At 52.6% G+C, this 24,849-nt stretch carries 24 protein-coding genes; 10 read left to right on the forward strand and 14 right to left on the reverse strand.

Going from position 1 to position 24,849, the window contains the following annotated elements:
* Nucleotides 1–61: 61 nt before the first annotated feature.
* Nucleotides 62–1,273 carry an acetyl-CoA C-acetyltransferase gene (locus AC3DKE_RS02405; protein WP_340676402.1) on the reverse strand — a complete coding sequence of 404 codons (1,212 nt, stop codon included), beginning with the start codon at nucleotides 1,271–1,273 and terminating at the stop codon, nucleotides 62–64.
* 206 nt (nucleotides 1,274–1,479) lie between these two features.
* Here AC3DKE_RS02405 and AC3DKE_RS02410 point away from each other — a divergent pair, with 206 nt between their 5' ends.
* Nucleotides 1,480–1,788: an Mpo1-like protein gene (locus tag AC3DKE_RS02410; protein ID WP_411729979.1), complete on the forward strand. Its 309-nt coding sequence runs from the start codon at nucleotides 1,480–1,482 to the stop codon at nucleotides 1,786–1,788.
* Here AC3DKE_RS02410 and nqrM read toward each other — a convergent pair.
* From nqrM to yaaA, 10 genes are all read right to left on the reverse strand, one after another.
* On the reverse strand, nucleotides 1,785–2,021 hold the full coding sequence (gene nqrM, locus AC3DKE_RS02415; RefSeq protein ID WP_487989973.1) for a (Na+)-NQR maturation NqrM: 237 nt from the start codon (nucleotides 2,019–2,021) through the stop codon (nucleotides 1,785–1,787). The two genes, AC3DKE_RS02410 and nqrM, sit on opposite strands and share 4 nt — an antisense overlap.
* Nucleotides 2,022–3,128, reverse strand: a complete 1,107-nt coding sequence (locus AC3DKE_RS02420; RefSeq protein ID WP_487989975.1) for an FAD:protein FMN transferase — start codon at nucleotides 3,126–3,128, stop codon at nucleotides 2,022–2,024.
* Nucleotide 3,129: 1 nt separating this feature from the next.
* Nucleotides 3,130–4,368, reverse strand: coding sequence for an NADH:ubiquinone reductase (Na(+)-transporting) subunit F (gene nqrF, locus AC3DKE_RS02425; RefSeq protein WP_340676398.1), 1,239 nt, complete (start codon nucleotides 4,366–4,368; stop codon nucleotides 3,130–3,132).
* 12 nt (nucleotides 4,369–4,380) lie between these two features.
* Nucleotides 4,381–4,998, reverse strand: a complete 618-nt coding sequence (gene nqrE, locus AC3DKE_RS02430) for an NADH:ubiquinone reductase (Na(+)-transporting) subunit E (protein ID WP_340676505.1) — start codon at nucleotides 4,996–4,998, stop codon at nucleotides 4,381–4,383.
* Nucleotides 4,999–5,016: 18 nt separating this feature from the next.
* On the reverse strand, nucleotides 5,017–5,688 hold the full coding sequence (locus tag AC3DKE_RS02435; RefSeq protein WP_379069894.1) for an NADH:ubiquinone reductase (Na(+)-transporting) subunit D: 672 nt from the start codon (nucleotides 5,686–5,688) through the stop codon (nucleotides 5,017–5,019).
* Nucleotides 5,689–5,690: 2 nt separating this feature from the next.
* A complete protein-coding gene (locus AC3DKE_RS02440; RefSeq protein ID WP_340676396.1) occupies nucleotides 5,691–6,476 on the reverse strand; it encodes a Na(+)-translocating NADH-quinone reductase subunit C in 786 nt (261 codons plus the stop codon).
* Complete coding sequence (locus tag AC3DKE_RS02445) at nucleotides 6,469–7,734, reverse strand: NADH:ubiquinone reductase (Na(+)-transporting) subunit B (RefSeq protein ID WP_379069897.1); 1,266 nt, start codon at nucleotides 7,732–7,734, stop codon at nucleotides 6,469–6,471. Before AC3DKE_RS02445 ends, AC3DKE_RS02440 begins: the two co-directional genes overlap by 8 nt.
* A 3-nt stretch (nucleotides 7,735–7,737) precedes the next feature.
* The gene (locus AC3DKE_RS02450; RefSeq protein WP_379069900.1) at nucleotides 7,738–9,072 is read right to left on the reverse strand and encodes a Na(+)-translocating NADH-quinone reductase subunit A; all 1,335 of its coding nucleotides are present in this window, start codon (nucleotides 9,070–9,072) and stop codon (nucleotides 7,738–7,740) included.
* Nucleotides 9,073–9,214: 142 nt separating this feature from the next.
* Entirely contained in the window at nucleotides 9,215–10,669 is a 1,455-nt protein-coding gene (locus tag AC3DKE_RS02455) for a glyceraldehyde-3-phosphate dehydrogenase (protein WP_340676393.1), read from the reverse strand.
* A 115-nt stretch (nucleotides 10,670–10,784) separates the two neighbouring features.
* Entirely contained in the window at nucleotides 10,785–11,579 is a 795-nt protein-coding gene (gene yaaA, locus AC3DKE_RS02460) for a peroxide stress protein YaaA (protein ID WP_487989979.1), read from the reverse strand.
* A gap of 107 nt (nucleotides 11,580–11,686) precedes the next feature.
* Here yaaA and AC3DKE_RS02465 point away from each other — a divergent pair, with 107 nt between their 5' ends.
* Nucleotides 11,687–12,556: an MBL fold metallo-hydrolase gene (locus tag AC3DKE_RS02465; protein WP_379069905.1), complete on the forward strand. Its 870-nt coding sequence runs from the start codon at nucleotides 11,687–11,689 to the stop codon at nucleotides 12,554–12,556.
* Between the two features lie 38 nt (nucleotides 12,557–12,594).
* Nucleotides 12,595–13,950, forward strand: a complete 1,356-nt coding sequence (locus tag AC3DKE_RS02470; RefSeq protein WP_484216543.1) for an ABC1 kinase family protein — start codon at nucleotides 12,595–12,597, stop codon at nucleotides 13,948–13,950.
* Nucleotides 13,951–13,959: 9 nt separating this feature from the next.
* On the opposite strand, the gene AC3DKE_RS02475 is transcribed toward AC3DKE_RS02470, so the two are convergent.
* Nucleotides 13,960–14,466, reverse strand: coding sequence for a hypothetical protein (locus tag AC3DKE_RS02475; RefSeq protein ID WP_340676389.1), 507 nt, complete (start codon nucleotides 14,464–14,466; stop codon nucleotides 13,960–13,962).
* A 175-nt stretch (nucleotides 14,467–14,641) separates the two neighbouring features.
* On the opposite strand from AC3DKE_RS02475, the gene AC3DKE_RS02480 reads away from it, so the two are divergent.
* From AC3DKE_RS02480 to AC3DKE_RS02490, 3 genes are all read left to right on the forward strand, one after another.
* Nucleotides 14,642–15,799, forward strand: a complete 1,158-nt coding sequence (locus tag AC3DKE_RS02480; RefSeq protein WP_484216541.1) for an acyl-CoA dehydrogenase family protein — start codon at nucleotides 14,642–14,644, stop codon at nucleotides 15,797–15,799.
* A 105-nt stretch (nucleotides 15,800–15,904) separates the two neighbouring features.
* The gene (locus AC3DKE_RS02485; RefSeq protein WP_484216540.1) at nucleotides 15,905–17,737 is read left to right on the forward strand and encodes a long-chain-acyl-CoA synthetase; all 1,833 of its coding nucleotides are present in this window, start codon (nucleotides 15,905–15,907) and stop codon (nucleotides 17,735–17,737) included.
* Nucleotides 17,738–17,829: 92 nt separating this feature from the next.
* Nucleotides 17,830–19,017: a GGDEF domain-containing protein gene (locus AC3DKE_RS02490; protein WP_487989982.1), complete on the forward strand. Its 1,188-nt coding sequence runs from the start codon at nucleotides 17,830–17,832 to the stop codon at nucleotides 19,015–19,017.
* 4 nt (nucleotides 19,018–19,021) lie between these two features.
* Here the strand turns inward: AC3DKE_RS02490 and AC3DKE_RS02495 are convergent, their stop codons facing one another.
* Together AC3DKE_RS02495 and AC3DKE_RS02500 are read right to left on the reverse strand one after the other, a co-directional pair.
* Nucleotides 19,022–19,843 carry an SDR family oxidoreductase gene (locus AC3DKE_RS02495; protein WP_340674503.1) on the reverse strand — a complete coding sequence of 274 codons (822 nt, stop codon included), beginning with the start codon at nucleotides 19,841–19,843 and terminating at the stop codon, nucleotides 19,022–19,024.
* Nucleotides 19,840–20,967, reverse strand: a complete 1,128-nt coding sequence (locus AC3DKE_RS02500) for an MBL fold metallo-hydrolase (RefSeq protein ID WP_487989984.1) — start codon at nucleotides 20,965–20,967, stop codon at nucleotides 19,840–19,842. Before AC3DKE_RS02500 ends, AC3DKE_RS02495 begins: the two co-directional genes overlap by 4 nt.
* Before the next feature lie 82 nt (nucleotides 20,968–21,049).
* On the opposite strand from AC3DKE_RS02500, the gene AC3DKE_RS02505 reads away from it, so the two are divergent.
* From AC3DKE_RS02505 to AC3DKE_RS02520, 4 genes are read left to right on the forward strand one after another with little or no spacing between them, the layout of a single operon-like run.
* The gene (locus tag AC3DKE_RS02505) at nucleotides 21,050–21,811 is read left to right on the forward strand and encodes a TetR/AcrR family transcriptional regulator (protein WP_340674505.1); all 762 of its coding nucleotides are present in this window, start codon (nucleotides 21,050–21,052) and stop codon (nucleotides 21,809–21,811) included.
* Nucleotides 21,808–22,824, forward strand: a complete 1,017-nt coding sequence (locus AC3DKE_RS02510) for an NAD-dependent epimerase/dehydratase family protein (RefSeq protein WP_411729967.1) — start codon at nucleotides 21,808–21,810, stop codon at nucleotides 22,822–22,824. The genes AC3DKE_RS02505 and AC3DKE_RS02510 overlap by 4 nt, the downstream gene beginning before the upstream one ends.
* A gap of 2 nt (nucleotides 22,825–22,826) precedes the next feature.
* Nucleotides 22,827–23,486 carry a DUF6989 domain-containing protein gene (locus AC3DKE_RS02515; RefSeq protein ID WP_340674507.1) on the forward strand — a complete coding sequence of 220 codons (660 nt, stop codon included), beginning with the start codon at nucleotides 22,827–22,829 and terminating at the stop codon, nucleotides 23,484–23,486.
* Nucleotides 23,487–23,497: 11 nt separating this feature from the next.
* Entirely contained in the window at nucleotides 23,498–24,817 is a 1,320-nt protein-coding gene (locus tag AC3DKE_RS02520) for an NADH:flavin oxidoreductase/NADH oxidase family protein (RefSeq protein WP_340674508.1), read from the forward strand.
* Nucleotides 24,818–24,849 lie beyond the last annotated feature (32 nt).

Consider the following 24,849-nt stretch of genomic DNA (forward strand, 5'->3'; position numbering starts at 1 on the left):
CTCTCAATAGTGTGTGGCGGGCCGGCTAAATATCGGCGCGCTAAAAGTCATAGACCGTGGATTACACGCGCTCGATGATGGTGGCAATACCCATGCCGCCGCCGACGCAAAGCGTGGCCAAGCCGCGCTTCAGACCACGACGCTCCAGCTCATCTAGCAAAGTGCTAACGATCATGCAGCCGGTTGCACCCAGTGGGTGACCCATGGCAATCGCGCCGCCATTGACGTTGGTGATGTCGTGCGAAATGTCCATGTCTTTCATAAAGCGCATGGCAACGGCCGCGAAAGCTTCGTTGATTTCCCAAAGATCGATGTCTGCAGCCGTTAAGCCAGCTTTCGCCAAGGCTTTGCGTGCAGCTGGTGCTGGACCAGTAAGCATGATGGTGGGATCGGCGCCGCTAACCGCTGTTGCGATAATGCGTGCACGTGGAGTCAAACCAAGCTTTTTGCCAGTGGCTTCGTTGCCAATGAGCATGAGGGCTGCGCCATCGACAATGCCTGATGAATTGGCTGCAGTGTGCACGTGATCGATTTTTTCGACCCAGTGGTACTTCTGCAATGCCACGGCGTTGAAGCCGCCCATTTCGCCCATCATCATGAATGATGGTTGCAGGCCGGCCAGTTTCTCTACTGTGGAGTCAGGCTTGATGAACTCATCTTCGACCAAAATATCGAGGCCGTTCATGTCTTTAACTGGCACTACGGAGCCTTTAAAATAGCCCTTTGCACGAGCATTCGCCGCACGCTTTTGTGATTCGACAGCAAATGTGTCGATATCAGTACGGCTAAAGCCTTCGAGTGTGGCGATCAAGTCGGCGCCAATGCCCTGTGGCACGAAACCAGTTTCTAAGTTGATCGCTGGATCCATCGCCCAGGCGCCGCCATCAGAACCCATGGGGATGCGTGACATGCACTCAACACCGCCAACGACGACTAGATCTTCAAAGCCCGAGCGCACTTTCATCGCACCGATGTTTACTGCCTCAAGACCTGAAGCACAGAAACGATTGAGCTGTACGCCGGCTGTTTCGTGCGGCCAATGTGCGGCCAATGCTGATGTTTTTGCAACGTCGGCACCTTGATCGCCAACGGGTGTTACGCAACCGAGCACTACGTCATCGACATAGTTTACAAATTCGGCGCCGTTACGGGCTTCCAAGGCTTTCATCAAACCAACGACTAGGTCGACTGGCTTGGTCGTGTGTAATGAACCGTCTTTCTTACCTTTGCCACGCGGAGTGCGTACGGCATCAAAAATCAGGGCTTCCGTCATGGTGGAATGTCCTCGTTGTATGAAAAAAAACACCCAATGACTTCATAGTCATTGGCGTGATACCGACTGTCGGACGCTTTGGACTTGCATGCAATGACGGAAGACGACATTTTCGCTGACGAAAACAGTCATCGCAGGCTTATTTGGCTTGGCAAGGCAAGTTGCGTGGGTTACAACAGCGTTAGTAATCAACGAGGAGATGGAACATGAGTGAGGCACGGTTCACTAGCTTTCGCGAGTTTTATCCGTTTTATTTACAAGAACATAGCAATAAGACTTGCCGCCGCCTGCACTTTATTGGCACATCGCTAGTGCTTGCTTTGCTGGTTACAGTGCTGATTACTGGCAATTGGGTATGGCTTTGGGCATTTCCAGTGATTGGCTATGGCTTTGCCTGGGTCGGCCACTACGTTTACGAGAAAAATCGCCCCGCGACTTTTAAGTATCCGTTCTACAGCTTTATGGGCGACTTCGTGATGTACAAAGATATTTGGCTAGGCCGGCTGAGCATTTAGCGCGCCGGACGGCCTAGCTCAGCAGCAGTCTTAGTGATAGTGCGCGCGGCGGGCTTAGTCTCACACAGAGCAGGGTTATCGCCGCATATTGGGCACTCGCCATCGCGCATGCCCAAACGGTTTAAGCCGCCACACGAGCCCTTAATGGGTTCGCGACCGCCCATCACGCCAACGGCCATACCGACCACAACCAGCACAATAACGACAAAACTAATCAAAAATAAGCTCAACATTTATTCGTCTCCAGTGCCACTCGCGACCGGCAAATACTCTTTGAATGCTGCCGAGTGGCGAGCAACAAAACTGTCACCCTTGCGCTCAATAACATAGATTGCTAAACCTAAAGTGTCAGCGACTGACAGAGCAACATCGGGTGCCAATACATTAAGCGCAGTGGCCCAAGCATCAGCCAAAGTGGCATCGGTGGCCACTGGCGAAATCACCGTTACTGACACACCGCTATGGGTAATTGGCTTACCTGTACGGGCATCAATAGTGTGCGAGTAGCGCACGCCATTACGCTCGAAAAAGTTGCGATAAGAGCCCGAAGTCGACAGCGAACCATCACCTAAAGTAACCAGCTGCTCAGCATTACCGCTGCCATCGGGGCGCTCAATGGCAATGCGCCAAGCCGAGCCATCTGCGCGCTGACCACGGGCTTTGAGCGTGCCAGCAACACTGATCAGGTAATCACTTATGCCAAGCTCTTGCAAGGCGGCGCTGAGTTCATCGACAGCAGCACCCTCACCTACCGATGATAAATCGATACTGACGGCTTTGAGCTTTTGCGCGCGATTAAGCTTGCTCTCAAGCTGCACAAACTGCCAACCAACATTGGCTCTAGCTTGGGCAATGGCTGCGTCTGACGGCACAGTCGTTGCTTTGCCTGCCGCACCGAAACCCCAGAGGTTCACTAAAGGCGCAACCGTAATATCGTAGGCATTAGCTGCCGCTGAAAGCGATGTCATCTGCGCGCTAACTTGCAGCGCACGGCTTAGCGCATGCTGCAAAGGTGGGCTGATATCGTGCCAGCTGCCAACGCTGGCACGGTTAAAACGCATAAGCTCAGTTGTTGGCTGATAAGTCGAAAGCACATCATTGACCGCATCTAAGCGCTTTTGCAAAGCAGCTTGAAGTTGCTCATTGCTCATGTTCGCCGGTAATGCCGCTAAGCTGACTTGCCAGGCCATTGAGCGATAAGCAACGCCAGAGACACGAATGGTCGGTGCCATGGCCTCTTTAACACTCGATTCTGGCGCCGCTGCCGGCTGGCAAGCAGCCAACGTCATGCTGAGCGCAAGGCTCATCCCAACAAATAGCGCGCGATGAGCCTGATGCACATTAACCTCCGAAGTCGTCGAGCAAGATATTTTCTCGATCGACACCTAAGTCTTCGAGCATTTTGATCACGGCGGCGTTCATCATGGGTGGGCCACACATGTAAAATTCGCAATCTTCTGGCGCTGGATGATCCTTCAGGTAGTTCTCAAGCAAGACCTGATGGATAAAGCCTGAATACCCTGTCCAGTTATCTTCTGGCTGTGGTTCAGAAAGAGCCAAATGCCATTCGAAATTGGGGTTTTCTGCCGCCAGCTTGTCGTATTCATCGACATAGAATGTTTCACGTAAGGAGCGCGCACCATACCAGAAGCTAATTTTACGCTGGCTGTTTAAGCGCTTAAGTTGATCAAATAAATGCGAGCGCATCGGCGCCATGCCGGCACCGCCACCAATAAAGATCATCTCAGCTTCGGTTTTCTTCGCGTAGAACTCGCCGAACGGCCCAAATACAGTGATTTTATCGCCAGGTTTGCGTGAGAACACATAGGACGACATTTTACCCGCAGGGATTTCATCGAGCTGGCGCAATGGCGGCGTAGCAATTCGAATATTGAACTTCAGAACGCCTTTCTCATCGGGGTAGTTCGCCATCGAGTAAGCGCGAATGGTCGTGTCTTCGACTTTCGACTTCACTTTAAGCAGACCAAATTTCTCCCAATCCGCGCGGTACTCATCAGAAATATCCATGTCGCTATAGTTGCATTCGTAAGGTGGGATTTCTAACTGCACATAGCCACCGGCGCGGAAGTTTACATCCTCACCTTCAGGCAGTTTCAGCACTAACTCTTTGATAAATGTTGCTACGTTATCGTTAGAAACAACTTCACATTCCCAGCGCTTAACACCGAAGAAAGCTTCGTCGAGCTCAATTTCCATATCTTGTTTTATTTGTAACTGGCAGCCCAAGCGCCAGCCTTCTTTAATCTCGCCTTTGGTAAAATGTGGCTCTTCTGTTGGCAAAATATCGCCACCGCCAGACTTCACGCGCACGCGACACTGGCCACAAGTGCCACCACCGCCGCAGGCTGAGGATAAGAAAATCTTCTGATCCGCCAATGCCTGTAAAAGCTTGTTGCCGCTATTAACCTCTAAGCGCTTTTCAGGGTCTTCATTAATGTCGATAGACACTGCGCCGGTCGATACCAAGCGCGAGCGCGCAGCCAAAATAAATAGCACCAGCAGCAAGACTGTGCCGGTGAACATCACCATCGAGAGGACAATGACCATTGGTGTGGACATAATGCTGCCTCCTTAAAGTTGAATGCCGGAGAAGGACATAAAGCCAAGAGCCATTAGTCCTACCGAGATAAAGGTGATGCCAAGGCCTTGCATGCCGCCGGGCACATCGCTGTATTTGAGTTTTTCGCGAATTGCCGCCAATAGCACAATGGCCAACGCCCATGACACGCCCGAGCCAACACCATAAACCACCGATTCCGGTAGGTTATAGTCACGCTCTTGCATGAACAAAGAGCCACCTAAAATGGCGCAGTTCACTGTAATCAATGGCAGATAAATGCCAAGCGCGTTGTACAGCGCCGGCAGATATTTATCGCACGCCATCTCAATGACCTGAACCATGGCAGCGATCGTGCAGATATACGTGAGCAGCGATAAGAAGCTCAAATCAATAGCACTGGCGCCTTCTAGACCTGTCCACTGCAGCCCGCCTTCTTTCAGAAAGTACTGCCACATCAAGTTGTTGACTGGCACAGTGATGGTTTGCACCACCACCACAGCCATGCCTAAAGAGAACGCTGTAGTAACTTTTTTCGATATCGCTAAAAAAGTACACATGCCCAGGAAAAATGCCAGCGCCATGTTCTCAATGAACACTGCACGCACAAACAGACTAAGGTAATGCTCCAACATAATCTCTCTCCTACCTTAGTGTGTCGGCGTCGCGCGCGTATTGGGCGCGATACGGAATTCGGTGCTTTCTTGTTGCTCAGTTTTCCAGGAGCGCAGCGCCCAGATGATCAAGCCGATCAAGAAAAATGCCGATGGCGGCAGTAATAGCAAGCCATTGGGGACATACCAGCCACCATTGCTTACTGTTGGCAGCACGGTGAGACCGAAGAATGTGCCTGAGCCCAAAACTTCACGAATCAAGGCCACCAGCATGAGTAGCGCGGAATAGCCTAGACCGTTACCTATGCCGTCGATAAAGCTCAGCGTGGGTGGGTTTTTCATGGCAAAGGCTTCTAGGCGACCCATGACGATGCAGTTGGTGATAATCAAACCAACAAACACCGACATTTGCTTGGCAATGCCGGGAGCAAAGGCGCGCAAAACTTGATCCACAATAATCACCAAGGTCGCAACAATCACCATCTGCACAATAATGCGAATGGAGTTTGGAATGACGCTGCGGATCATCGAGACAAAAAGGCTAGAAAACGCGGCCACTGCCGTTAGACCAATCGACATCGCTAAAGCGGTGTTCATATTGGAAGTAACTGCTAGCGCCGAGCAGATGCCCAACACCTGAAAAATCACCGGGTTGGTATTGAGGATAGGGCCTAATAAAATCGATTTGACCGGGACTTGATCGGACATGATTACACTCCTGACTCGCGGACTTTACTTAGGAACGCTTTAAAACCTAAGTCGCCCATCCAAAATTCCACCATATTGCTAACGCCATTACTGGTCAGCGTGGCACCAGACAAAGCATCAATTTGGTACTCAGCACCTGGCTTGGCGGGATCTACTCCGCCTTTTTTCAGATGTAAGCGTGGTTGCCCTTCAGGCCCATAAACATGCTTGCCGACCCATTGAGCCTGCCACTTCGGATTATCAATTTCGCCGCCAAGGCCCGGTGTTTCGGCTTGATCAGTGAAGGTAATGCCTGCAACCGTATTGGCGTCTTTTTCAAGCACCAAATAGCCATACATAGTCGACCACAGGCCATAGCCTGAGACTGGTAGTATTAAACGCTGAAGCTGGCCTTGCTCATCACGCAGCACATAGACGTCGGCTTTTTCAGCACGACGCTTAATATCTGCCACATCTTGCTCACCGACTAACTGCATTGAGCTTTCAGGCTGCTTAGTTGCTTTGCGCTGGTCGTAGCGGTCATCGAGCTCAATACGGCTGTAGGCGCCAGTATTCAGGTCGACTAGATAGCGCTCGAACTTTTTAAACTCCGTACCGACTTCGGCGGCATCGCCTTGACCCTCGGCCAAGACACCAGCAGCGGCCAAAATCTTGCGTTGCTTATCGAGCGCTTGGTTTTTGAGCTGGATGGGCTTGAGCAAGGTCACTGCTGCCGCTAGCGCCACCGAACAAACCACCGACAATACGATCGCGACGGTGATGGTTTTTAGCTGAGATTCATTAGCCATTGCGCGCGATCCTCCGCTTAATATTGGACTGCATTACAAAATAATCGATCAGCGGAGCGGTCAAATTAGCAAACAGAATCGCCAACATCATGCCCTCGGGATAGGCCGGGTTGACGATGCGAATCAGTGCCACCATGACGCCAACGACAATGCCGAAAATCCAACGGCCCTTATGTGTCATTGCCGCCGATACCGGATCGGTAGCCATAAACACCATACCGAAAGCAAAGCCGCCGAGGACTAAATGCCAGTACCACGGCACGGCAAACATCGGGTTGGTATCGGAGCCAATGGCGTTAAATAGCGAGGTGGTGGCGATCATACCGATCATCACACCGCCCATGATGCGGAATGAGGCAACTCGCGTGGCCAGCAAAATCGCCGCGCCAATAGCGATGCCCAAGGTCGACACTTCACCCATGGAGCCGGGGATATTGCCGATGAAAGCATCGATCCACGTAATAGCTTGCAAGCCGCCATCACCTACGCGCTGAATCGCCTCAATGCCCGCAGCTTTGGCTTGACCCAGTGCAGTAGCGCCAGTCCAACCATCGATAGCCTGCCCCCAAAGCGCTGGATTCACAGCAGTCCAGACGGTGTCGCCAGACATTTGCGCTGGATAAGCAAAGAACAAGAATGCGCGACCAGACAAGGCCGGGTTAACGAAGTTTTTGCCAGTGCCACCAAAGACTTCTTTGGCAATAACCACACCAAAGGTGATGCCGAGAGCAACTTGCCAGAGCGGTACAGTCGGCGGGCAAACCAGCGCAAACAGGATGGACGTAACGAAGAAACCCTCGTTGACTTCATGGCCACGCTTTTGCGCAAACAACACTTCCCAGAAGCCGCCGACAATGAATGTGGTCAGATAAATTGGCACAAAGAAAGTGGCGCCATAAATAAAGCAGTGCCAGAGATTGGTGGCATCGAAGCCCGCTAGCAGCGAGATCAACCAGACACGCCAAGCATCAACGGCCATATCAGGGGTGCCGCCAGGCACATTGCCAAGTACGGTTAATGACTGGTTGCCGATATTCCACATGCCGATGATCATGGCTGGGAATGTTGCCATCCACACCAAAATCATGATGCGCTTCAAGTCGATAGAGTCGCGCACGTGCGCTGCTGAATGGGTGACTTGCTTCGGGCTATAAAAGAAGGTGTCTACGGCCTCAAATAGCGCCGCCCAATTTTCGTGTTTGCCGCCTTTTTGGAAATCTGGCGCCATTTGTTCGAGTTTATTTTTTACCCAACTCACGGCTTAACCCTCCTTCTCAATGCGGGTCAAAACATCACGAAGGATGGGACCGTATTCGTATTTTCCTGGGCATGCATAGGTGCACAGCGCCAAGTCTTCTTCATCTAGCTCGAGAGCGCCAAGGGCGATAGCTTGGTCATCATCACCAACAATCAGACTACGTAAAAGCTGAGTTGGCAGAATATCCAAAGGCATTAGTGCCTCATAGGTGCCTACTGGCACCATGGCGCGCTCGGAGCCATTAGTACTCGTGGTGAAGGCAAATTCGCGTTTTAAGAACTTACCTAAGTACAAGTTCAGCACTGAGCTGCGGTGAGTGCCGGGGCGCACATAGTGCAGCAGCTCACGATCGTGGCCTTCTTCTAATGCAGACACTTGCAAGTGGTAGCGACCTAGGTAAGCCTCAGCCCCACGCACCTGACGACCCGACAATACCGAGCCCGAAATGCTACGGTTTTCGCCAGCAACGAGTTCGCCATCGAGCATCTCAGTGATGTTGGCACCAACGACGGTGCGAATTAGGCGCGGCTCTTTCACTACTGGCCCGGCAACCGCAATTACGCGCTGGCTATCGAGGCAACCCGTGACAAATAAACGGCCAATCGCCATCACATCTTGATAATTCAAATGCCAGGCTTGGCGCTGCGCTGATACTGGCGCAACGAAGTGCATATGCGTGCCGACTAGGCCTGCTGGGTGTGGACCACTGAAAGTTTCAGCACGGGCATTACCGGTGCTGAAAGTATCTGTCGGCGCTTTCGCAACAATGACTGGTGCGCCTAAGCGAGCCAACACCGCCAGACCATTAACAAAGGCAGGTTCATCTTCAGCGATGACCAGCGCTGGCTGTACGGCATGTGGGTTGGTATCCATGGCATTAACAAATAGCGCCGATGGCGTAGTGCCTGGCACTGGCACTTTGCTGAATGGTCGCGTGCGTAGCGCAGTCCATAAGCCGGAAACACGCAGTTGCTCGGTGACAGCTTCCGCGCTCAATGAGGACAAGGCATCAACACTGTGCGCCGTGAATTTTTCGACATCATCGATTGTTGGATCGATATCGATAACCAGCGATAAAAATACACGCCGAGCACCGCGGTTCACTGCGCGCACACGACCGCTGGCAGGGGCAGTAAATACGACCTGAGCGTTCTTTTTGTCACTGAAAAGAATTTGGCCACAACGAACGCTATCGCCTTCGGCGACTTGCATCGTGGGCTGTAAGCCAGGGTAGTCGGCACCAACAATGGCCACTGAGCGAACGGCAGGCGAACGGCTAATGGCTTGCTTGGGCGCTCCAGACAGAGGCAAGTCGAGGCCTCGTTTGATTTTAATCATGGTGGGTTCCAGCGCGTCTAAGACTAATCTTCACCGTCACGCCTTGCGTGGCACGGTCCGATACTTATTGTTCTAAAGCAGCAGGCGCAAGGCCTTATAAAACGCTGAGTGGGGGTATATGCCTCCACTCAGCCCGACTAGATTAACCTTCTAGCGGCAACGTTAGGTAGTGCGCGCCAGCAATTTGCTCGGCAATGCGCATGACCTGGCAGCTATAGCCCATCTCGTTGTCATACCAGACATAGAGATTGGCGTGGTTGCCGTTAACGATGGTGGCTTGGGCATCAAAAACACCGGCCGAACGCGAACCGATAAAGTCGGTCGAAACGACTTCGGTTGAGTTGGTGAAGTCGATTTGCTCTTGCAGGCTTGAATGCAGCGAGACATTACGCAAGAACTCATTGAGCTCTTCGCGGCTTGCTGCTGTATCTAAGGTCAGGCTCAAAATAGCCATGGACACATTCGGTGTTGGTACGCGAATCGAATTGCCAGTGAGCTTGCCCAGCAACTCAGGCAAGGCTTTAGCAACGGCTTTCGCGGCACCAGTTTCGGTAATAACCATGTTCAATACTGCCGAACGACCACGACGGTCTGCCGGGTGGTAGTTGTCGATCAGGTTTTGGTCATTAGTGAATGAGTGCACGGTTTCAACGTGACCAGACGAAATGCCGTACTGATCGTTCATCACTTTCAATATCGGTGTGATGGCGTTGGTAGTGCATGAAGCCGCAGACAAAATGGTGTCGGCATCAGTAATGCTGTCGCTGTTTACGCCATAAACGATGTTTTTGATGTCGCCTTTGGCTGGCGCGGTAAGAACCACACGAGCAACGCCTGGGCATTTCAAGTGACGGCCAAGGCCTTCGCTGTCTTTTAACTTGCCAGTGTTATCAATGAGCAAGGCATTGTTGATGCCATAAGCTGCGTAATCGATATCTTCTGGGTTGCTGCCATAGATGACTTTAATGAAGTTGCCGTTGGCGATGATCGCTTCGTTTTCTTCATCGACCGAAATCGTGCCTTCGAATGGGCCGTGAATAGAATCACGGCGCAGCAAGGACGCACGTTTTTGTAGGTCGCCATCGGTAGTTTTACGCACCACGATGGCACGCAGACGCAGGCCGCCTTCGTTGCCGGCTTTCTCGATGAGCAAGCGCGCCAAAATACGACCGATACGGCCAAAGCCATAAAGCACGACATCGCGTGGCTCGCCTAAGGACTTCAGGCCAACGCCTGGCGCAACGGCTTTCTCAACAAAGGCGCGCAGGTCTTGACCAGCGCCATGTTCGCGGAAGTCGATAGCGATTTTGCCAATATCAACTTGGCAGGCACCGAGACCAAGGCTTTTTACCATTTCCAAGATAGGGAAAGTGTCGACCACCGACAAATCGCCAGCAATCATGCGCACGCGACGGTGATACTTGAGGATTTGAATCACCGAGCGATTCACTAAAGCGCGACCAAATACCGTAACGATGACGTTGTTTTCACGGTGTAAATTACCAATCTGCGGAATCATCGATTCGGCAATGGCTTCACGGTTTTTCCAACGACCAAAATGGTCGGCTTGCAGTGCTTTAATGGTATCGACAGACACGATAGAGAACCTCACGGGGCATTTTAGATGGGGCGAAGTTTACGGTTTTACACCAGCTCCGACCAGTGTTGTCATACTTAGTGCGTCAAATGTGGATAAACGGTAGACAAAAGTCTTAAGCAGCGGCGTCTTTATCGGCCTCGGATCGAGTAAATACCGGCGACTCGGGCCGCGACAGCGCGGCATCGTAGCGATAGCCATCAATATCGAAATCTAGCAGTGCCTCAGGCGTACTAATGCGCTCTTGGATTAGCCACGCCGCCATTCGGCCACGAGCTTTTTTGGCAAAAAAGCTAATGATTTTGAATTGACCGTTTTTTTCATCACGAAATTGCGGCGTAATTAAGCGCCCCTGCAGCTTTTTCGGCTGGATGGCGCGAAAGTATTCCTGCGATGCCAGATTCACCAAAACTTCGTCGCCCTGCTCAGCTACGGCGGTGTTTACCGCCTCGGTGAGCTGATCGCCCCAAAACTCGTAGAGATTTTTGCCGCGAGGGTTATTCAAGTCAGTGCCCATTTCCAAGCGATATGGGCGCATATAGTCGAGCGGACGCAATAGGCCATAAAGCCCTGAAAGTATGCGCAAATGCTGCTGGGCCTGAATTAAGTCATCGGCGCTAAAGCGTGAGACATCAAGGCCGGTATAAACATCACCTTTGAAGGCAAATAACGCAGGGCGTGCTTCTGGCGCACCAAAGGATGGCTGCCATTCGTTATAACGCGCAACATTAAGGCTCGCTAACTTATCGGAGAGACTCATTAAGCTGGCGATTTCAGCGGGCGTTTTTTCTTTCAGCACATCGATAAGCTCGGCAGCTTCGCTAACGTATTGCGGCTGAGTCGGCGCGACAAAGGCTGGCAGTGGCGTTTCATAGTCCAAGGTTTTGGCCGGCGACACAATAATCAGCATGAGAGCTCCTACATAGCGAAATAGCATGGGCATAGTATAGTCACGCCCTCAACTCCAGCGGGCAATCGTACAAATGATTGTCTGCATTAGACAGCAAAGAGACGTTTATGGTTTTAGCCGACGCCACCACCCTGCCTATTATTGCCGACAGTCATCAACGCCTGAGTGCTCGCGTGTGGCGTATTACTGCGGCCAATCCAAGCATCATGACTGGGCCTGGCACCAATACTTATCTGCTGATTGGCCAAAGCTGCGTAGCCATGGTTGATCCAGGCCCTGCCGATGACGCGCATTTAACAGCCATGCTGGCAGCCATCGCCGAGGCCGGCTTGGCGCTGACGCATATCTTGCTCACCCACACGCATCGCGACCATTCGCCGGGCACGCAGGCGCTGGTCGCCGCTACTGGCGCGCGAGTGTGTGGCATGCCGCCTTTAGCCGAAGACCCCAGCCAAGATCGCGATACCGTGATTGAAGAGATTTGGGCCGACGGCTATCGCTTTCAGGAGCTGGGCTGGCCGCTAGAGGTCATCCATACGCCTGGGCATGTCGAAAATCATCTCTGCTTTCACTGCCCCGATGAGCAATGGGTGATTACTGGTGACCATATTATCCAAGGCTCAACCGTGGTCATCATTCCGCCACATGGCCGCCTTGGCGATTATGTTCGCTCACTGAATAAGCTTTTAGATCGCGGCATTGAGTACTTGCTACCTGGGCATGGCACCGTGATGGCCAATGCCGAAGCTGTAGTCGCAGGCACCGTAGCGCACCGCCTGCAGCGCGAAAACAAAGTCATAGCTGCGCTGGCAAAACACCCGCCAGCCAGCCTCGCCGACTGGGTGCCCATTGTTTATGACGATGTCTCACCGCATTTGCACCCCATTGCGCGTTTCAGCCTCTGGGCGCACTTACTCAAGCTTGCTGAAGACGGCGTAGTCACAGAGATCGACGGCATTTGGCAGCAAGTGCGTTAAACTCGCGTGCATAAAGTAACCGCAAGGATCGTTAATTCATGGTCGATGATCGCCTAAAACGCTTAAAAACCGGTGCCTTTGAGCGCCGCTTTTCCATCGCTAAAGCCTCATTTGTCGCTGGCTCGCGCATGGCCGCCTCTGCCGCAGGCTCATTTTTCTCAGCACCTGAAAATCGCGCCACTGCCCGCCGCCAAGCCTTAGCTGAACAGGCCGAATACCTCGTTGGCGAACTTGGCCAGCTCAAAGGCAGCGTGGTGAAAATTGGCCAAATGATGGCACTTTATGGCGAACACTTTTTACCCGAAGAAATCACCTCTGCCCTGCACAAGCTCAATGACTCCACCGCCTCTTTGGAATGGGCGACTCTCGAACCCATCGTGCGTGAGCAACTCGGCGATCGTTTCGACGACTTAATCATTAACCCCGAACCATTAGGTGCTGCATCTTTAGCGCAAGTGCATCGCGCCAAACGTCGTAGCGATGGCGCAGAAATGGTGCTGAAAATTCAGTATCCCGGCGTTGCCGACGCCATCGATAGCGACTTAAACCTTGTCACCAGCATGCTCAAACTCACTCGCGCCGTGCCACAAACGCGCGAGTTTGAAGACTGGCTCGATGAAGTTCGGATGATGATGCATCGCGAGGTCAACTACCCGCTGGAAGCCGAAACCACGCAGTTATTCGGCGATTACCTAAAAGATGATCCGCGCTTTATCGTGCCGAAAATCTATCCCGAATACTGTGGCGACAAGCTCATTGTGATGTCGTTTGAAACCGGCGTACCAGTCAATAGCAGCATCGTGATGGCGCTGCCACAAGCTCGCCGCGATGCCATCTCGCTCGCCGCATTGGAAATTTGCTGCCGCGAAGTCTTCGTTTGGGGCCGACTACAAACCGATCCCAACTTCGGCAACTACTTAGTCAAATTGAGCGATGACGGCGAGCATGATCAAATCGTCCTGCTAGATTTTGGTGCCGTCCGCGACTTCCCTGAAGAGTTACTGTCATTGGCGCGCAACCTAACCCGCGCCTGCTTTAATCGTGATCGCCAAGCCATGATGGCGGCCATGACGGGTTTCCGCTTCCTCGACAACTTACAGCCCAATGTCCGCGAAGGCTTTCTTGACCTAGCGCTACTGGCCTTCGAGCCTTTTGCAGCCAATGAGTTTGTGCCAGCTGAAATCCTCAACGCCGACGGCCATTATTGCTGGGCAAAAAGCATGCTGCATAAACGTGCGGCAACCCAAGCCGCGCGCTCAGCGGCGAGCCGTCACTTTAGCGTACCGCCAAAAGAGTTTATGTTTTTGAGCCGCAAATTGATGGGCGCCTACACCTTTATGACGGTGATGAACGCCCAGCTTGATGGCCGTAGCCTACTAGCGAAATACCTCTAGCGAGTGCTGTTATAACAACGGCCACAAGGTTTTGCAGGCGCCCACTGCCAAAACAGTCACACCAGCTATTTCAACCAGCGCTAACACACCCATAAAACCGTGAACCAACACGCCAGGCAAATGGCTCTTACCGAGCACATAGGGCTTGGCGAGTTGGTTGCGCGTGTCGTTTAGCCAGCCATGGATCATGTAAGTCACTACAGCGCTAGCAAAGAAGAATAGCGGCCCAGCGGTAGCCCACCAGGTTATCGTCGGCGAAAATGGACTCAATGCCGCCAAAGATGCAACCAAAAGTGCCGAAAACGAATACATCAGCGATGATCTATGCGCGATATCAACATAATACGGCGCGCGCGACTGAGGGCTCATCGCTATCGCTAAATACTTCCATAGGCCCGTCAACAAACCAGTCATAAGCAAGCCAGCAGCGGCCAATAGCGCCAAACTGATGCTACTCATTTGTAACTCTGCTTGAGCAAAGAGCTGGCTCAGCACTGGAAAATCTGTATTCAGCATGTCTTATTACCTTTATTTCGCAAAAAGTTTTGCAAAGCGTCATATTGCGCATTATGTTAGCGCGTGACTATCTAGTCGAACACTTCCTAGCAGCTATTTTTTTTCACTGACGACCGCGCTTAACCGCCAGCGTCACTTACCGCTAGCGAGCCTAACCTTTTTTGAGGACAGCATCATGCGCTTTACCGAAGAACACGAAGCTCTACGCCGCACAACACGCCAATTTGTCGAAAACAACATCAATCCACACGTTGATGCTTGGGAAGAAGCAGGCCGCTTTCCTGCCCATGATTTATTCAAAAAAATGGGCGACCTCGGCCTACTTGGCGTGCACAAGCCTGTTGAGTTTGGCGGCTCTGGCCTCGACTACTCCTACAATATGGTCGTTGTTGAAGAGCTAGGCCGCATCGCCTGTGGCGGTATTCCTATGGCCATTGGCGTGCAAACCGACATGGCAACGCCAGCGATTGCGCGTTTTGGCTCAGACTACTTGAAAGATAAGTTTCTGCGCCCTGCCATTGCCGGCGAAATGGTGGCCGCGATTGCCGTCAGTGAAGTGCATGCCGGCTCTGATGTCGCCGCAATCAAAACTAAAGCGGTGAAAGATGGCGACGATTACGTCATCAATGGCAGCAAAATGTGGATCACCAACAGCTTACAGGCCGACTTCTTCTGCTTGCTCGCCAATACCAGCGATGATGGTCCTTACAACAACAAATCATTGATTGTTGTGCCATCAAAAACACCCGGCATCTCCTTCTCCAAGCCCATTGATAAACTAGGCCAGCGCAGCTCAGATACCGCTCAGGTTTTCTTTGATGACGTGCGCGTGCCACAGGCAAATTTGATCGGCACTGAAGGCATGGGCTTTATGATGCAAATGCTGCAGTTCCAAGAAGAGCGTATTTTCTGCGCCGCCAGCGCCCTAGGTGGTATGACCAAATGTGTTGAGCTCACCGTAGATTACGCACGCTCACGGATGATCTACGGCAAGCCCTTACTCGATCAGCAGGTGGTGCACTATCGCTTAGCTGAGCTGATGACCGAGATCGAGGCACTTCGTGGCCTGACACATTCAGTCTGCGAACAACACATTGCTGGTGAGAACGTCACCATGCTCGCCTCAATGGCCAAGCTCAAAGCTGGTCGCCTGATGCGTGAAGTCACTGATAGCTGCTTACAATACTGGGGCGGCCAAGGCTTTACTTGGGATAACCCCATTGCGCGCGCCTACCGCGATGGCCGCCTAGGCTCGATCGGCGGCGGTGCCGATGAAGTCATGCTCGGCATTATTTGTAAAACTATGGGCACTCTACCCACCAAAAAACGCTAAGCCATTCGCATAAAAACTTGCGAGACCTGAGCTTCGCCGTTAACTTAGCCGCCACTTCAGGCGGCTTTGTTTTAGCTAACCTCCATTATTTTGCAGAGAATTCGTATGCCTACATCCCATGCCGATGTCATTAGCCCACTCGATGTGGCACGTAAAATCCCCGGTCTGCTGCGCAAAGCGCCGCGCATGATCAAGGGCCTAATGATGGCCAATAGTACCGACACCAACACACCACTGGGATTGGCATGGGCATTTGAAAAGTCGACACAAGAGCATCCACACGGTATCGCGCTGTATTACCAAGACCAGCAGTTTAGCTATTCGCAGTTCAACCAATGGGCCAACCGCATTGCTCACCACTTTCTAGCCCAAGGCCTAAAAAAAGGTGATGTGGCCGTCGTACTGATTGAAAACCGCCCTGAGCTATTAGTTACGGTATTAGGCTTGGCAAAAATCGGTGTAGTGTCAGCGCTGGTGAACACTTCGCAAACCGGAAAAGTGCTCACACACAGCATCAACTTGGTAGAACCAAAAGCCATTATTGTTGGCGCCGAATGCGTTCAAGCTGTCACCGATGTTGAAGCCGAGCTAACACTCGATAGCACGCAACGCTACTGGCTAGCTGATGCGCCAACATTGGAAAAACCCGGCCGTGCGCCGAAAGGCTGGCGCAGCTTGGCTAAAGAAATTGCCGACTGCCCCAACTACAATCCGCCAACCACACAGAAAAACTTCCGCCCCGATGGCCTGTTTTACGTCTACACCTCTGGCACTACCGGCCTGCCAAAAGCTGCCGTATTTAACAATGGCCGCTGGATGAAGGCCTATGGCGGCTTTGGCTACACTTTCAACCTCAATGCCGACGATGTGCTCTACGCCACACTGCCGTTCTATCACGCTACCGCCATGGTGGTGTGCTGGAGCTCGGTGCTAGCTGGCAACGCCGGCATCGCCATTCGCCGTAAGTTTTCTGCGAGTGAGTTTTGGGATGACATTCGTCGCTACAACGCCAGTGCCTTTGGCTATGTCGGCGAACTTTGCCGCTACTTATTAGAAAAACCTGCAAGCGAAACTGACAGCCAACACCGCGCTACAAAAATGGTCGGCAACGGCTTGCGCCCATCGATTTGGGGCGAGTTCAAAACTCGCTTTGGCGTTGAAGAGGTGGCTGAGCTATACGCCTCATCCGAAGGTAATGTCGGCTTCACCAATATTTTCAATTTCGACAATACCGTGGGCTTCTCACCCATGCCCTACGCCATGGTCAAATACGACAAAGAAGCCGAAGCACCAGTCCGCGACAGCAAAGGCTCGATGATCAAAGTCAAGCGCGGCGAGATCGGCCTGCTGATTGGTGAGATCACCGATAAAACACCATTCGATGGTTATACCGACAGCGTTAAAAACGCCGGCAGCTTGTTTACCGATGTCTTCAAGAAAGGTGATAAGTACTTCAATACCGGTGACTTGATGCGCGAAATTGGCTTCCGTCACGCTCAATTTGTTGATCGCACTGGCGATACCTTCCGCTGGAAAGGCGAAAACGTTTCCACCACTGAAGTCGAAAACATCATGACTGCGCATGTCGATTTGGCTGAAGCCGTGGTCTATGGCGTGGAAATCGCCAACACCAACGGCCGTGCTGGCATGGCCGCCATCACGCCGCATGAAGGCCACGAAGTGAATTTCGGCACTCTGTTAGCTCATGTCAAAGCCGAGCTTCCCGCCTATGCAGTGCCACTGTTTTTACGCGTGAAAATGGCCATGGAAACTACCGGCACCTTCAAGTATCAAAAGTCTGGTTTGAAAAACGAAGGTTTCGACCCAGCCAAAACCGGCAACGAAGCAGTCTATGTCTTGCTGCCTGGCACACAAGAATATGTGCTGCTAACGGCAGAGATGTATGCAGAAATCGAAGCTGGCGCTTATCGCTTCTAACTCAGGAAAGCACAATAAAGCGACAAACGAGCTACCCACGGCTAGCTCAGCTGTGCTGAGATAGCGCTCTAAGCAACGACCTGAGGTGATGCGTGAAACAACTGACTGTTTGGCGTAAGCGCATCGCCGCCGCATTAGAGTGGAGTGCTGTCGACAAAAGCTTGATTCTGATGGCCGTGGCCATCCCACTGTATTTGCAGTATCTGAGCTGGTCGCTTTACGTTATTAACCGCCCTGATCGGGACCTACTCGTGCATGTCGATGTTATTCGACGCGTCATGGAGGTTGAGCTACTGCTCATTGCAGTCGGCTTGATGATTAGCGGCGCTGGCCTATTTCTACGCAAGCGACGACCAAACTTCCTACCCTTCCAACACGCCACGCTGCAGTACTACTCGCTCAGCTTGGTGCTGATGAGCTACTCCATCGGCACCTTATCGTTTCCTGTCGGCATTGTTTTGCTTGGCGCACCAATCTTTGGCTTTATTCTGCTCGACCGCTGGGCCGTATGGTCGGCGGTATTATCATCTGTGGTGCTGCTGTTTACGCTTAATTACGCCGCTGTAGCGGGCTATATTCCTTACGCGCCAAGCAAGGTCACACCAGCATCGGCCCACGCCTTTAGCTTTTGGATGCTCAGCGAAGTATTTTTCGCGGCACCATTCCTAATTTTGATCACCTTCATGGCAGACCAAATGCTGACCTGGTGGCGCGCCCGCGAAGATCATATTCGCGTGCTTAGCCGCAGTGATGGTTTAACCGGCTTGGCCAATCGCCGGCATATTTTCAGCGAAGCCAACGCCGCCGCTAGCGCGTCACGAGACAGCAGCCCATTAGCCTGCGTGCTACTCGATCTAGACCATTTCAAACGCGTGAATGATAGCTACGGCCATGCCACCGGCGATCGTGTCTTAAAAGCCACCGCTGAGTGTTTAACCGCCATGGTACGTGCTGGCGATAGTGTTGGGCGTTATGGCGGGGAAGAGTTTTTAATCATCTTGCCAAATACCGATGCGACCGAGGCTCATGCTATTGCTGAGCGCTGTCGTGCGGCCATCAAGGCACTCATTGTGGTCAATGATCAGGGTGAGCCTGTCGCCATCAGTGCCAGCTTCGGCTTAACGCTGCTGAGCTCGAGTGATGGCTCAATGGATGCTGCCATCGCTCGAGCTGATGAGGCGCTGTATCAGGCCAAGGGCAATGGCCGTAACCGTGTCGAGATTTTGCTGGCTAGTTCTGGCACCGTGCCCAGCGATGCCTTTAGCAAAAACCGAAGATAAAGGCTTATTTTTGCGTGCTGTCTTGTCCGGCCTTAATCTCAGCTTGACGCTTCAAGCCAGCTTTGCGAAACATCCCCAGAGCTTTCGCGCTAGTCTCAGGAAATAAGCTCGCTACCTGTGCCGTAGCACCACGCCAAGATGGCAAAGTGACTTCCATCGGGCGCTTATGCCAAACCGGCCCAACAATCGCATCCACCACCTCTTCTGCGCTCAAGGCACGCGGCCCCGAGAAAGTTAGCGCTGCTTGTTCACGGCCTTTTTGAATATCTAGCATGGGTGTTTGTACGGCGTCGGGGCAGACGGCAGTGACCGCAATGCCTTTATCGGCAAGCTCCATGGCAATGCCCAGCGTGTAACCACGTACAGCAAACTTGCTCGCGCTATAGATACCCAAACCCGGCACCGGCGTTAAGCCCGCCAATGAAGCGATATTGATAATGTGGCCGCTACCGTTTGCCAGCATATGCGGCAGCACGGCTTGGCAGCCGAAGATCACGCCCTTAACGTTAATATCGATCTGCCAATGCACATCATCGGCAGTAGCTTCATGCGCCCATCCATCGCGCAAGACACCGGCGACATTGGCCAAGACATCGACACTGCCCCACTGCGCAGCAACATCGGCCATTAACGTCTGCCACGCAGCGGCATCACGCACATCTAGCGACTTGATCAGTAGTTGGTTTTGGCTGGCAGTGAAGCTATTTAAAGCGCTCATGGCATCGAGATTGATGTCACAGGCACAGACTTGATGGCCTTGGCCAAGCAGTCTCCGCGCTAGCGCAAAGCCAATACCCGATGCTGCACCGGTAACGACGACGTTCATTTCGTCACCTGCTTGGAGGATGTTGATTGCCGTGTTTTAGCTGTAGTTTTAAGAGCGCTGATGTCCGCAGAATTAGTCAGGCAACCATACTTCAGATCGCCCACGGTGATCGTTGGTGTCGTGCCGGGGCATAACCAAAAGCCACTAGCCTCAGACGATGGCGCCATATTCGGAAAGCGTCGGTCGTGAATACTGGGGCCTGCTATCGTTTTTTCCGCCACCATCGAAATGTACTGATCGACCGCATATTCCTGGGTATTACCATTAATGATGATTTCCGCCCCCGTCTGCTTGGCGTATGCCGCCAAGCCTGGAATACGCGACAACTTCGGCTCATAAGCATCGAGACTAACGCCGTTTTCGCTGGTAACAAACAAGCCGCCATCGGTGTGCGCAACGATGGAATGATTACCTTCAGTGTGGCCTTTGGTTTTTATCAGTGCCACTGAGCCATCACCCAAATAAGTGCTTTCATCAAGCAAAATAACTTTATCTTCTGGCACATCGGCGATGCCACCAGGGCAATACCATTGGTTATGCCAAGGCAACAGGCCTTTAGCGCTTTCCCACTCTTCACGCATGATGAGCAACTTGGCATTAGGCAATAAACCTGGGCGCTCAGCACTGCCTAGCCAACGCGTAACATTCTGCGTATGCAGGTGGTCATAGGTGATGTAGTCGACGTCTTCCGGCTTTAAACCGATATTTGCGAGCACACCAAGTACGGTATTGGTGGTGCGCACAATCAGGCTATCCATGACACCGGTGAACGCTCCGGCCTTGGCGTCGAGTTGTGCAAAAAATGGCGTCTCGCGCTGATACTCCCAATCTGATGGGCTAACCAACAGAGTCTTCAGGCCCTCGGCGCTATCGAATTGAATAACGAATAAGCGATTGCACAAATGCACAAATGGCGTCGGCATTGTAAACGCATTGAGGTAGGCAAATTTGGCCGGATACGGCACACGAACAAGCTCGAACGACTCGTAATAGCGCGCTTTCGGCTTCGTCAGCATATCGCGACGAAAATCTCCTGCCGCCGCCCGTGTATCGCCAACGCGCGTCATTGGCTGCAAAGCCCTTCGGCTACCATCGAAATGTTTGATGTCCGTCATTATTTTCATTGCGCTGCCCTCAAGGGATTTGCTTATTGATTTCGATGCCACTATATTTCGGACAAGATATCTTGTCAAAACAACAAAAGCCATGGCGACAACGCATAAAATCATTAGCAACGCAGCAGCCAACACAACGGAGAAACCATCTTCGCGTGCTAAAAAGGCCTGCGCGGCAGTAGCAACTGAGAGCAGCCAACGCCCTGTTGCCACACGTGCTTATCGCGGAGCTAGTGCCGAAGAGCGCGAGGCCGAGCGTCGCCAGCGCCTGCTCGACACTGCGCTCACGCTATTTGCCGAACAAGGCTATGCGCGCACCCCGATTGAACAGCTCTGTGCCGAGGCAAAAGTCACCGCACGGCACTTCTATCAGCTTTTTGGCAGCCGCGAAGGTTTGCTGCAAGCACTCTACGCCAAGCTCATGCAAGACTTAGGTGGTGCGCTACTCAGCGCCTTATCACAGCCGCAAGCAAATATTGCCGAGCAGTTACCGCTAGCGGTTCGCGCATTAGTCGAACATTACCTCGCAGATAATCGGCGCGCCCGCATCGGCGTGCTGGAAGTCGTTGGTGTTAGCCCAGAGATGGAGCGTCTACGCCGCGCAGCCATTCACGACATGGCAAAACTAATCGCGCTGTATATGAAGCAGCTCGCAGCGCAAGGTGACTTGCCTGACCGCGACTATCACCTCACCAGCATTGCTATTGTCGGCGGCATGAATGAGCTAATGGCGGACTGGTTAACAATCGTCGAGCCACCAAGCGTGGCTGAATTGAGCAATGAAATTATTTATTTTTTAACCGCTTTAATGCATGGCAGCCATCATCTGCCCTCACCTGAGAACTCCGTATGACAACTCTTTGCATCACCGGCATCGGTGGCTTTATTGGCCTCGCCATGGCCAAACGCGCACTCAGCCTAGGCTGGCAAGTTCAAGGCATGGATATCTCTGAGCCAGCGGCTGCACGCGCCAGAGCCTTAGGCATTCGTGTGGTAGTGGGCGATATCAACGATGTCGATGCCGTGAGCAGCGCTTCCAGTAATGCCGACGTCGTTTTTCACACCGCCGCCATTGTTGAAGAGGATGGTGCCCGCGAAGACTATGAGTGCGTCAATGTTGAGGGCACACGCACGGTCTGTGAAGTTGCACGTACCATCGGCGTTAAGCGTGTTGTGCACCTCTCATCGGTGATGGTTTTTGGCTTTGACTATCTGCCTGAGATTAGCGAAGACGGCCCGCTCGATGGCCAAGGTAATGTCTATAACGACAGCAAACTCGCCAGTGAGCGCGTGGCAATGAGCTTTAATGACCCTGAGCATGGCTTTGGCGTCATCGTTATTAGACCTGGCGATGTCTATGGCCCAGGTAGCGTACCGTGGGTTATTCGCCCCATCGAACTGCTCAGACAAGGCGTATTTATGCTGCCCGATAATGGCCGTGGTGTGATCAATCATGTCCATGTCGAAAATCTTATCGATGGTGTTTTGCTCGCCATTCAGCATGACGCTTGCGGTGAAGCTTTCACCATTACCGATGGCCTCGCCACACCATCACGCGTGTTTTTCAAAACCCATGCACTGATTGCTGGCACACGCTTACCAACAGCGCCAACTTGGGTGCTCAAGGCTTTACTCTCGGCGCTAGGCCCAGCCTATCGTGCGCTCGGCAAAAAACCGCCCGCCAGCCCTGAGGCGATGAAATTCCTACTGCGAAAAAATCGCTACTCCATCGCCAAAGCACAACGCTTACTTGGCTATGCACCACGCATTCGTCTTAGTGAAGGTATGGCTGACCTGCTCGCCGACACCACGCTCAACCCCAAAAAAAACCAACAAAAACCAAAACCAAATCTGAAAGGATATTAACCATGGCGCTATTCGCTCCACGCATCCGTGATGCTCTACTGTTTCATTTGGCCTTTTTTGCTATTGCCATTCCGCTCGCGCTCAAACCCAGCTTAGTCAGCTTAAATCTGGGCGATTTACTGATGTATTTAGTCGCTGGCTATGTTGTCGCACTGCCGTTGGTCGGCCTGCTGCGTAAACATCGCGACTGGGTGGCGCTGTGGTGGTTTTTGCTGCCGCTATCAATGGCTCTGCCCTGTGCTGACTGGATGTTGGTGCAGAAAATGGGCACGCTGCATTTCCCCGATCATGGCGCGCCGCGCTTGGGCGGCGCGGTGCCTATCTACTTTTTGGGTATGTGGCTGATGCTGCTGTGGCCGCTGTGCTGGATCAACGCCTACGCACGCTTTCCACTGTTTAATGCCGCCATCATGGCGCTAATTGCTTTCACTACTTGGGAATGGGCCGCGCGCCCCATGGAGCTATGGCACGCGCTCGATGTCCGTCAATTTGAGGGTTTTGCGCTCTACCCCTTAATTCCTGAAATGCTGCTTGGCGCCGGCGCGTTATGGATGTGGCAAATCCAGCGCAACCGGCCGTGGCTTTCACAACTCGCTGGCGCACTTTCCGTGGCGGTATTTTACGCCGGTGCGCTGTCATTATCATTGCTATGGATAGGCTAAAGGAGACTCATATGAGCAACTTAATTAACCAACCCTTCACCCTTCCTTGTGGCGTCACGCTGCCAAACCGTCTCTGCAAAGCCGCGATGACCGAAGGTGTAGCCGATGATTATCTGCATGCCACCGCTCGCCACGCCACACTCTACAAGCGCTGGAGTGATGGCGGTGCAGGCTTGCTGCTCACCGGTAATGTGCAAATCGACCGTCGCGTATTGGAACGCCCCGGCAACGTCGCCATCGACCCCGCGCCTGAACATGGCGATGCCGAGGGCATGGCACAGCTAAAAGCCTGGGCCGCTGCTGGCACCGCTAATGGCAATCAGCTATGGATGCAAATTTCTCATGCTGGCCGCCAATCACCACGTTATGTCACCAGTGAGCCGATGGCGCCCTCACCCGTGCAGCTGAAGCTACTGGGCAATTACGGCGCACCACGCGCCTTAACAGAAGCTGAGATTTTCGACTTTATTGGGCGCTTCGCCCGTGTCGCACGCATTGCCAAAGACGCTGGCTTTACTGGCGTGCAAATCCACTCGGCGCATGGCTATTTACTGTCCTCATTTTTGTCGCCGATCACCAACCAGCGCAAAGACCAATGGGGCGGCTCGCTGGAAAATCGCGCACGCTTCTTGATTGAGGCCATTCGCGCCACACGCAAAGCCGTTGGTGCAGATTTCCCAATTGCGGTGAAGCTCAACTCTGATGATTTCCGCAAAGGTGGTTTTAGCCACGAAGACTGCTTGGTCGTAGTGAAAATGCTCAATGCCGAGACCGTGGATTTATTAGAAATCTCTGGCGGCACCTATGAGCAACCAAAATTACTCGGCCACACTGGCAGTGCTGACACCGCTGTCAGCGAAGCGCCGCAACGTGAGTCTACTAAACAGCGTGAGGCCTATTTCTTAAATTACGCGCGCGCCATCCGCAAAATCGCCACTATGCCTTTGATGGTCACTGGCGGTTTTCGTAGCGTAGAAGTCATGGAAGAGGCGCTGCAAGAAGGAGTTTGCGATGTCATCGGTTTGGGTCGCCCTCTGTGCAGCCACCCAGATACACCAAATGATTTACTTAGCGGTCGCATCACGCGCGCGGTGAATTTCGAGCATCAGTTGAAGCTTGCCGATAGTGGCTTGTTTTCGCCGACCAGTAGCGTGCTGCCGTTGAAGCTGCTCAATGTGCTCGGTGGTCAAGCCTGGTATTACCAGCAGATTTTCCGTCTTGCCGATGGCAAACCTGCTGACACCAAGATGGGCATTTTGAAGGCGTTTAGTGCTTATTATTGGGATGAAATAACCACGGCTCGACGTGTGAAGAAAGCGGCTAAACGCTAAAACTAACAACACTGGCGCATCGAAGATTTTTA

This window comes from Paraperlucidibaca sp. (genome assembly GCF_982810325.1).

Coding starts and splice junctions, on each gene's coding strand:
- AC3DKE_RS02405 (WP_340676402.1), bottom strand. CDS start 1,273: ATGACGGAAGCCCTGATTTTTGATGCCGTACGCACTCCGCGTGGCAAA.
- AC3DKE_RS02410 (WP_411729979.1), top strand. CDS start 1,480: ATGAGTGAGGCACGGTTCACTAGCTTTCGCGAGTTTTATCCGTTTTAT.
- nqrM (WP_487989973.1), bottom strand. CDS start 2,021: ATGTTGAGCTTATTTTTGATTAGTTTTGTCGTTATTGTGCTGGTTGTG.
- nqrF (WP_340676398.1), bottom strand. CDS start 4,368: ATGTCCACACCAATGGTCATTGTCCTCTCGATGGTGATGTTCACCGGC.
- AC3DKE_RS02435 (WP_379069894.1), bottom strand. CDS start 5,688: ATGTCCGATCAAGTCCCGGTCAAATCGATTTTATTAGGCCCTATCCTC.
- AC3DKE_RS02440 (WP_340676396.1), bottom strand. CDS start 6,476: ATGGCTAATGAATCTCAGCTAAAAACCATCACCGTCGCGATCGTATTG.
- AC3DKE_RS02450 (WP_379069900.1), bottom strand. CDS start 9,072: ATGATTAAAATCAAACGAGGCCTCGACTTGCCTCTGTCTGGAGCGCCC.
- yaaA (WP_487989979.1), bottom strand. CDS start 11,579: ATGCTGATTATTGTGTCGCCGGCCAAAACCTTGGACTATGAAACGCCA.
- AC3DKE_RS02465 (WP_379069905.1), top strand. CDS start 11,687: ATGGTTTTAGCCGACGCCACCACCCTGCCTATTATTGCCGACAGTCAT.
- AC3DKE_RS02470 (WP_484216543.1), top strand. CDS start 12,595: ATGGTCGATGATCGCCTAAAACGCTTAAAAACCGGTGCCTTTGAGCGC.
- AC3DKE_RS02475 (WP_340676389.1), bottom strand. CDS start 14,466: ATGCTGAATACAGATTTTCCAGTGCTGAGCCAGCTCTTTGCTCAAGCA.
- AC3DKE_RS02480 (WP_484216541.1), top strand. CDS start 14,642: ATGCGCTTTACCGAAGAACACGAAGCTCTACGCCGCACAACACGCCAA.
- AC3DKE_RS02485 (WP_484216540.1), top strand. CDS start 15,905: ATGCCTACATCCCATGCCGATGTCATTAGCCCACTCGATGTGGCACGT.
- AC3DKE_RS02495 (WP_340674503.1), bottom strand. CDS start 19,843: ATGAACGTCGTCGTTACCGGTGCAGCATCGGGTATTGGCTTTGCGCTA.
- AC3DKE_RS02500 (WP_487989984.1), bottom strand. CDS start 20,967: ATGAAAATAATGACGGACATCAAACATTTCGATGGTAGCCGAAGGGCT.
- AC3DKE_RS02505 (WP_340674505.1), top strand. CDS start 21,050: ATGGCGACAACGCATAAAATCATTAGCAACGCAGCAGCCAACACAACG.
- AC3DKE_RS02510 (WP_411729967.1), top strand. CDS start 21,808: ATGACAACTCTTTGCATCACCGGCATCGGTGGCTTTATTGGCCTCGCC.
- AC3DKE_RS02515 (WP_340674507.1), top strand. CDS start 22,827: ATGGCGCTATTCGCTCCACGCATCCGTGATGCTCTACTGTTTCATTTG.
- AC3DKE_RS02520 (WP_340674508.1), top strand. CDS start 23,498: ATGAGCAACTTAATTAACCAACCCTTCACCCTTCCTTGTGGCGTCACG.